The following is a 7,173-nucleotide window of genomic DNA, read 5'->3' on the forward strand; positions in this document are numbered from 1 at the left end:
CGGTGAAGTACAACCTCGGCCTGTCGGCTCGCCGCAACGCTTCGGTTCAGTCTTACCTGACCGCTCACGGCATCCCGGCCGCCGAAATCGCCACCAAGGCCTTCGGCGAAGCCAACCCGCGCGTTCCGACCGCCGACGGCGTTCGCGAACTGCAGAACCGTCGCGTGGAAATCACCTACGGTCCGGGTTCGGGCAACTGATCCGAAATATCCGGACCTCTTCGCGAGGTCCGGATAGGACAGGACACAAGGAAAAGGGCCGGAGCAATCCGGCCCTTTTTCTTTGAGACTGCTGCGGAATTCACAGGACGCGGATGGCGGCACTTATCCCGTGCCGGAATTTTCCATCAAACGCCTTGGCACGGCTTGCGAACGCATGAACATCGCGCTGTCGGGCAGAGCACCGGAAAAGATGGAATGCCCCTTCCCCGACTTCATATGGACCTACATCATTGCAGGTCGCTTCACTCAAGCGGCGCGCGGCCTCACACCCCGATCACAAACCCTTCGCACGCTCCTGCCGGACCAGATGACGCCAGGCGATCACGAGGGAAGCGAACGAAAACGGCATGACCACGAGGATGCCGGTCAGCCCGACCCACAACGAATGCCACGCCCCCGAAAGGCGGCCGGTGACATAAGGACCAAGTGCAAGGCCAAGCAAGGTCGCGCCGAGAAAGAACGAGGCCGTCGCCGTCGCCCTGACACGGGCAGGCACGATATTGACGATCGTTCCAGCCGCGCTCCCCAGCGCCCCGCTCAAAAGAAACCAGAGCGGGAACACGATCCAGTAAAAGACATGCGCCGATCCAGTGGCCATCAGGAAGCCATAGGCGATCATCGCAAGCGAAAGGGCGCCAAGCACGACCACAAGACGGCGGGAATGGTACACGCCCCCCGAAAGCCGGTCACCCAATGCGCCCCCGGCGATCACCCCCAGCGCGCCCCCGGCCGCCCCGCCGCCACCGACGATCAGGGCAACCTCGTTGGCGGGTGCGTGGAGCACTTCCATCGCGTAAAGCGGGCCGAACGCCGTCGCCGCATATGTCAGCGCACACGTGAGACCGTAACCGATATTGATCCCGACGACCGCCGGGTTCTGCCAGATCGCACCATAAGCTTCAGGATCATCGTGACGCAGCGACTGTGTCCAGGACACGACCGCATAGACCCCGATCCCGAGCACGATCCACTGCGGCATGTCGCCCAGCCATTCGGTCAGCCCCCAGGCAGCAAGCGCACAAACGGCAAGCAGCAAGAGGTTCACCACCAAAGCCTTCACGCCGCGCCGAGCCGCCATGAACACCGTGAAAGGCGGCGCGATCGTCGCCACATCCCGACCGAACGCCCGCAAGGCATCCCGTCCGGACATCTCCATGATCCGGTGCCCCACTTCATGGCGGCCCCGACGCGGCTCTTTCAGGCTGCTGACCCACAAGGACATCCCGAGACCGGGCAGACCCAGGCCGAGAAAAGCTGCCTGCCAGCCTGCGAGCCCGAGCGGGCGCGCACCGAGGACAAAGGCATGATCCCACGCATGGGCCAATCCCGCGCCGATCGACAACGCAAGCCCGCCCCCGAGATAGATACCGGCCGAATAGATCGCGACAGCCGTCGCCCGACGGCGCGGCGGAAAATAGTCAGCCAGCAGCGAATACCCGCAAGGCCCCGCCGTCGCCTCTCCGACCCCGACGCCGATGCGCGCGAACCCCAATTGGGTGAAATTGCAGGCCAGGCCCGATGCAGCAGTCATCGTCGACCATGTCGCCAACCCGATCGCCAACAGACGGGTCCGCGGCCAGCGGTCCGCAAGCTTGCCCAACGGAATGCCGAACAGGGCGTAGAACACCCCGAACGCAGTGCCGTAAAGAAAGCCGAACTGCGCGTCAGAAATATGCAGATCACGCTTGATGTCGACAGCCAGAATCGTGAGCATCTGGCGATCAATGAAATTGAGCGCATAGACCAGAACCAGCACGCCCAGAGCGTACCAGCCATAGGCCGGTCCGGGAGATTCCTCTTCCGGCACGCACGCCCTCTCGTCAGGCTGCTTCGTCTCCTGCGGCGTAGTCTGTTCCATCCTCGATCCCCGCTTCCTTGAAGCCCGCACGGCGAAGCCGGCAGCTGTCGCACAAGCCGCAGGCCCGACCATCGGGCAAGGGATCGTAGCAGGACCAGCTCTCCCCGGTCTCCAGCCCGAGGCGAACTGCCTCGCGGGCTATATCGGCTTTTTTAAGGTATTGTAAGGGCGCGTGAATTTTCACATTTCCGCCCTTGTCGCCGAACTTTGTCGCCACCCGTGCCAGCGCCTCGAACCCGCCGATGAATTCCGGCCGGCAATCGGGATACCCCGAATAATCGAGCGCATTGACGCCGATGAAAATATCGGAAGAACCAGCCGCTTCCGCCCAGGCAAGCGCCAGCGAAAGAAACACGAGATTGCGGGCCGGAACATAAGTGACCGGAATTTCCTCGCCCACCCCGTCCTTGGGTACGGCGATGTCATCGGTCAACGCCGACCCGCCGAACTGCCGCAAGTCGAGCGGCAGGATGACGTGGCGTTCGACCCCGACTCTGGCTGCGACCTTGCGCGAGGCGTCGAGCTCCACCCGATGCCGCTGATTATAATCGAACGTCAGCGCAAGGACCTCGAAGCCCTGCTCGCGGGCAAGGCCCGCACAAACCATCGAATCAAGTCCCCCGGACAGAAGCACGACCGCGCGGCGGGGATGGTTTGGACTGTTGTCGGTTGCCGTCATGGTTCGGGGCTAGCGCGCCCGATGGCGCTTGGCAATGCTGTGCCGGGGACGAGGCTTGGGACGCTCACATTCACCAATCCGGCGCGCGTCAGCAGAAAAAGCGAAAGGCAATCCCCCGGCTATGCCTTGCGCATCAAGCCTCACCACCCGCGACGTTTCAAAACGAACGGTTGTTTGACCATAGCCCTCACCGGCGCAGGCATAGTGCACTGTCACCCGACGGGGCGTATCCTCGACAATGAAGGACCGGCAGGCCTGTCCCTGATGCCGCAACTGGATCAAACCGCGTCCGTCCGCGATGCAGAGCAAAGCGCGATCATCGGGGGAACTGCGATCGCGCACTTCCCATTGTCCGCCCTCGATCCGGGCAAGCATGGCAGGCCCGGACGGCGCAGGAACCCCGGCGTAGAGTGCCCTTGGGAGTGCCCCTGGGAACGCCCCTGCGAGCAAGGCGGACAGGGCCAGCGCCCGGACGATCGACCCGCTCGGACGGGCACGGGCAACCCTTTGGAAAAGCGCAACAAGAGGCATTCGTGATCACCCTCGATCGATCGACGGTGATCACTATAGAGACATGCCCTGTACGTTAAAGTGTTCTTCTTGCGCGATCAGTTGCTCGATTCGACAAATCAAGCTTCCGCGGCCGAGGGACCTTCCGTTTCCGCAAGCGGGATCGCGAAGAGGCGTGAGCAGAACGAACAGTCGATGACGATATCGCCCTTCTCGTCGGCCATCGCCTTGCGCTCCTCGGCACCGAAGCGGGCAAGGACATTGCGATAATAGTCGGCGGTGCAACGGCAGCCGCGCACGAGTTGTGGCCCGAGATCCACGCGAACTTCCTGCTCTTCGTGAAACAGGCGCCACACAAGAGCTTCGAGCGAGAGTTCGGGATCGAGCAATTCGTCGCGACGGACCGACCCGCCCATGACCGAGATATGCTGCCACTCGGGATGGTCGAGCTGGGCATGGAGCCGTTCGCGCCCTTCTTCCCCTTCCGGCAGATGCTGCAAGAGCAGGCCACCGGCAATGGCGCGCCCGCCGCTGGTATCGACCGCGACGCGAATCAGGGTCGGCACCTGTTCCGACTGGAAGAAATAGCTCTCGCACGCCGCCGCCAGCGTTTCGCCTTCGAGGGGAACGATCCCCTGATACCGCTGTCCAGTCGCCGGAAGGTCAAACGTCACGGCGAGATAGCCGTCGCCGAAGAGCGAATGGAGCGAGGGATTGGGACCGAGTTCGTCAAGACGCGCGCGGTCATGGCGAACATAGCCCCGCAGCTCACCATTGCGATAATCGCAGACGAGCAGGTCGATGACCCCGTCGTTGGTCTGCGCCTGCATGGTAAGCTGCCCATCCTCGTCCTTGAGCAGCGAGCCCAGCAGGGCCGTCAGGACCAGAGCTTCGGCCAGAAGGTTGCGAATCGGGGCGGGATAGGCGTGGGTCTGGAGCACGGTTTCGAGCACCGGCCCCAGTCGCACGACGCGCCCGCGCGCGTCACGATGGGGCACGGTGAAACGCAGCGTGCGGTCAAATCCGGTTTCGTTTTCTGCGGTCATCGTGCCCGTCTCGTTCAGATCTGGCCGAAAGCCCAGCGCAGAATCGCCTTCTGCGCATGGATGCGGTTTTCCGCCTCGTCCCAGACGGCCGACTGCGCGCCGTCGATCACCTCGTCGGTCACTTCCTCGCCGCGATGGGCAGGCAGGCAGTGCAGGAACACCGCGTCCGAAGCCGCCTTTGCCATCAGCGCCCCATTGACCTGGAACGGTTCCATCGCTGCGAGCTTTTCCTCGGCATGGGCCTGGCCCATCGACACCCACGTGTCGGTGACCACCACATCGGCCCCGGCAACCGCTTCGGCCGCATCGCGGGTGACGCGAATCGTCGATCCGGCCGCCTGCGCGCGGGCAATGAAGCCCGGATCGCTGTCGTAGCCTTCGGGAACGCCGATGCGCAGGTTGAAACCGGCAAGCCCTGCGGCCTCGACGATCGAATTGAGCACATTGTTGCCGTCGCCCAGCCATGCCCATTCGAGTCCGGCCAGCGGCTTGCCCCGTTCGATCACCGTCTGGAGATCGGCAACGATCTGGCAGGGATGCGACAGGTCGGTCAGGCCGTTGATCACCGGGACGGTGGCATAATGAGCCAGTTCCTCGACCTTGGCATGGTCGTCGGTACGCAGCATGATCGCATCGGCCATGCGGCTCAGCACGCGGGCGGTATCGGCGATGGTTTCGCCGCGTCCGAGCTGTGTCGAACCGGCCTCGAGAATGACCGCACTGCCGCCGAGCTGCCGCATGGCGACATCGAACGACACGCGCGTACGCGTCGAGTTCTTTTCAAAGACCATGGCCAGGACATGTCCGGCAAGCGGAGCATCGGCATCGGGGCGCCCCTTGGGAAGTCCCTGCCGAGCCGCCTTGCGCGCCACGGCGTCACCGAGAATGGCCTTGAGCGCATCCGCGCCCGCATCGGAAAGATTGAGGAAATGCCGCGTCATGCTGCCGGTTCCGTTGCCTCGAAGCTGGCCGCACCGGCAGACAGCTTTTCCATGAATTCGTCGATGTGGCTGTCGTCGATGACGAGCGGAGGCAGGATACGCAGAGTGGTGTCGCCCGCCGCCACGGTCAGCAACTGGTGGTTGTCGCGCAGATGCGCCACAAACGCCCGCGGCTCGATCCGCAGTTTCAAGCCCAGCATCAGGCCGCGACCACGGACCAGTTCGAACATGTCGGGATAATTGCCGATGAACTGTTCGAGGCGGCTGCGCAGGCGTTCGCCGGTCGCCTTCACCTGAGCGAGGAATTCATCGTTGGCAACCACGTCGAGCACGGCCTCGGCCGCCGCCATCGCCAGCGGATTGCCGCCATAGGTGCTGCCGTGGGTCCCGGCGACCATGCCGCGCGCCGCCTTTTCGGTGGCAAGGCAAGCGCCGACGGGGAAACCGCCGCCGATACCCTTTGCCGTCGCCAGAATGTCGGGAACGACGCCATACTGTTCATAGGCATAGAAGGTGCCGGTACGAGCGACGCCACACTGCACTTCGTCGAAAATGAGCATGAGGTCATGCTTGTCGGCAAGCGCACGCAAGCCGGCGAGAAACTCGGGCGAAGCATCGCGAACCCCGCCCTCGCCCTGGATCGGCTCGACCAGGAAACCGGCCGTGTTCGGCCCGATCAGGGCTTCGGCCGCAGCAAGGTCGTCGAACGGGGCGTATTTGAATCCGGGCAGCAGGGGCAGGAAGCCCTTGTGCATCTTTTCCTGATTCGACGCGCTGATCGTCGCCATCGTGCGCCCGTGGAAAGCGTTGTTGAAAGTGATCAGCTCGTACTTGTCGAGATTGCCCACCGACTGGTGATAGGCACGCGCGGTCTTGATCGCGCATTCCACCGCTTCGGCGCCCGAATTGGTGAAGAACACGGTGTCGGCGAAGGTCAGGTCGACAAGGCGCTGCGCGACCTTTTCCCCCTGCGGGCTGCCGTAGAGATTCGATACATGCATCAGCGTCGCGGCCTGCCGCTGGATCGCGCCGATCAGATGTTCGTTCGAATGGCCCAGCAGATTGACGGCAATGCCGCTGGCGAAATCGAGATAGCGTGTGCCGTCTTCGGAAATCAGATGGCAGTGTTCACCTCGCACCGGACGGACGCCGCACCGGGGATAGACGGGCATCAACGGGGTGATCGACATGGCATACTCCTGCTTACGAAAACCGAATGGATTGTGGGGAAAAAGAGGCAGCGAACAGCACCAGGAACAGCACGGGGAATCGCAAACGACAAATGGCGGCCCCTTTTGAAGGGCCGCCATCTGCGCGCGATTACAATGCTGCTAAAGTCCGGTCAAATGCCCGGACAGGCAAGCGTATCGGATGGGTCAGTCCTGACGCGGCACCAGGTTGACAGCCGAATGCTTGCCTCGTCGATCGACTTCGAGGTCGAATTCGAGCTTGTCGCCTTCGTTCAGTTCACGAAGACCCGAGCGTTCCACCGCGCTGATGTGCACGAATGCGTCGGGCTGGCCGTCGTCACGGGTAATGAAGCCGAAGCCCTTCATCGAGTTGAAGAACTTGACCGTACCAGTGGCCTTTTCGCCGGTGAGCTGGCGCTGCGGGCTGGCAGCCTTGGCCTGCACCGGGATGACGTCGCCGACGACCTGAAGGTCCGCCGCCGAGATCTTGCCGCCACGATCGACGAGGTTGAACTGGAGCTGCTGGCCTTCGGCGAGGCCTTCGAGGCCTGCACGTTCAACGGCGCTGATGTGGACGAACACGTCCTCACCACCGTCTTCACGCTGGATGAAGCCGAAACCCTTCTGGGCGTTGAAGAACTTGACGACACCCTTGCCGGTGCCGACGACCTGGGCCGGCATACCGCCGCCACCGCCGCCGCCGCCGCGCGGGCCGCCGAAGCCGCCAC

General features: G+C 63.3%; 7 protein-coding genes. 1 reads left to right on the forward strand and 6 read right to left on the reverse strand.

Annotated elements, in window-relative coordinates:
• Nucleotides 1-200: OmpA family protein (locus Y88_RS17735; protein ID WP_040702661.1), on the forward strand; the 200-nt coding region annotated here is incomplete at its 5' end.
• A gap of 295 nt (nt 201-495) precedes the next feature.
• Here the strand turns inward: Y88_RS17735 and Y88_RS17740 are convergent.
• The 6 genes from Y88_RS17740 to Y88_RS19740 form a co-directional block, all read right to left on the reverse strand.
• Nucleotides 496-2,079, reverse strand: a complete 1,584-nt coding sequence (locus Y88_RS17740) for an MFS transporter (RefSeq protein WP_157132689.1) — start codon at nt 2,077-2,079, stop codon at nt 496-498.
• Entirely contained in the window at nt 2,042-2,758 is a 717-nt protein-coding gene (gene queC, locus Y88_RS17745; RefSeq protein ID WP_018075564.1) for a 7-cyano-7-deazaguanine synthase QueC, read from the reverse strand. The genes Y88_RS17740 and queC overlap by 38 nt, the downstream gene beginning before the upstream one ends.
• Nucleotides 2,759-3,387: 629 nt before the next feature.
• On the reverse strand, nt 3,388-4,314 hold the full coding sequence (gene hslO, locus Y88_RS17755) for an Hsp33 family molecular chaperone HslO (RefSeq protein ID WP_008071773.1): 927 nt from the start codon (nt 4,312-4,314) through the stop codon (nt 3,388-3,390).
• 14 nt (nt 4,315-4,328) lie between these two features.
• Nucleotides 4,329-5,255: an ornithine carbamoyltransferase gene (gene argF, locus Y88_RS17760; protein WP_008071774.1), complete on the reverse strand. Its 927-nt coding sequence runs from the start codon at nt 5,253-5,255 to the stop codon at nt 4,329-4,331.
• Nucleotides 5,252-6,445 (reverse strand): aspartate aminotransferase family protein, encoded by a 1,194-nt coding sequence (locus tag Y88_RS17765; protein ID WP_008071775.1) that lies wholly within the window; start codon nt 6,443-6,445, stop codon nt 5,252-5,254. The genes argF and Y88_RS17765 overlap by 4 nt, the downstream gene beginning before the upstream one ends.
• A gap of 186 nt (nt 6,446-6,631) precedes the next feature.
• The coding region (locus Y88_RS19740; RefSeq protein ID WP_040702662.1) for a cold-shock protein at nt 6,632-7,173 on the reverse strand (542 nt) is incomplete at its 5' end.

Origin of the sequence: Novosphingobium nitrogenifigens DSM 19370 (assembly GCF_000192575.1) — a bacterium.
In the GTDB taxonomy this organism is placed as follows: Bacteria; Pseudomonadota; Alphaproteobacteria; order Sphingomonadales; family Sphingomonadaceae; genus Novosphingobium; species Novosphingobium nitrogenifigens.

Coding starts and splice junctions, on each gene's coding strand:
- queC (WP_018075564.1), bottom strand. CDS start 2,758: ATGACGGCAACCGACAACAGTCCAAACCATCCCCGCCGCGCGGTCGTG.
- Y88_RS17740 (WP_157132689.1), bottom strand. CDS start 2,079: ATGGAACAGACTACGCCGCAGGAGACGAAGCAGCCTGACGAGAGGGCG.
- hslO (WP_008071773.1), bottom strand. CDS start 4,314: ATGACCGCAGAAAACGAAACCGGATTTGACCGCACGCTGCGTTTCACC.
- argF (WP_008071774.1), bottom strand. CDS start 5,255: ATGACGCGGCATTTCCTCAATCTTTCCGATGCGGGCGCGGATGCGCTC.
- Y88_RS17765 (WP_008071775.1), bottom strand. CDS start 6,445: ATGTCGATCACCCCGTTGATGCCCGTCTATCCCCGGTGCGGCGTCCGT.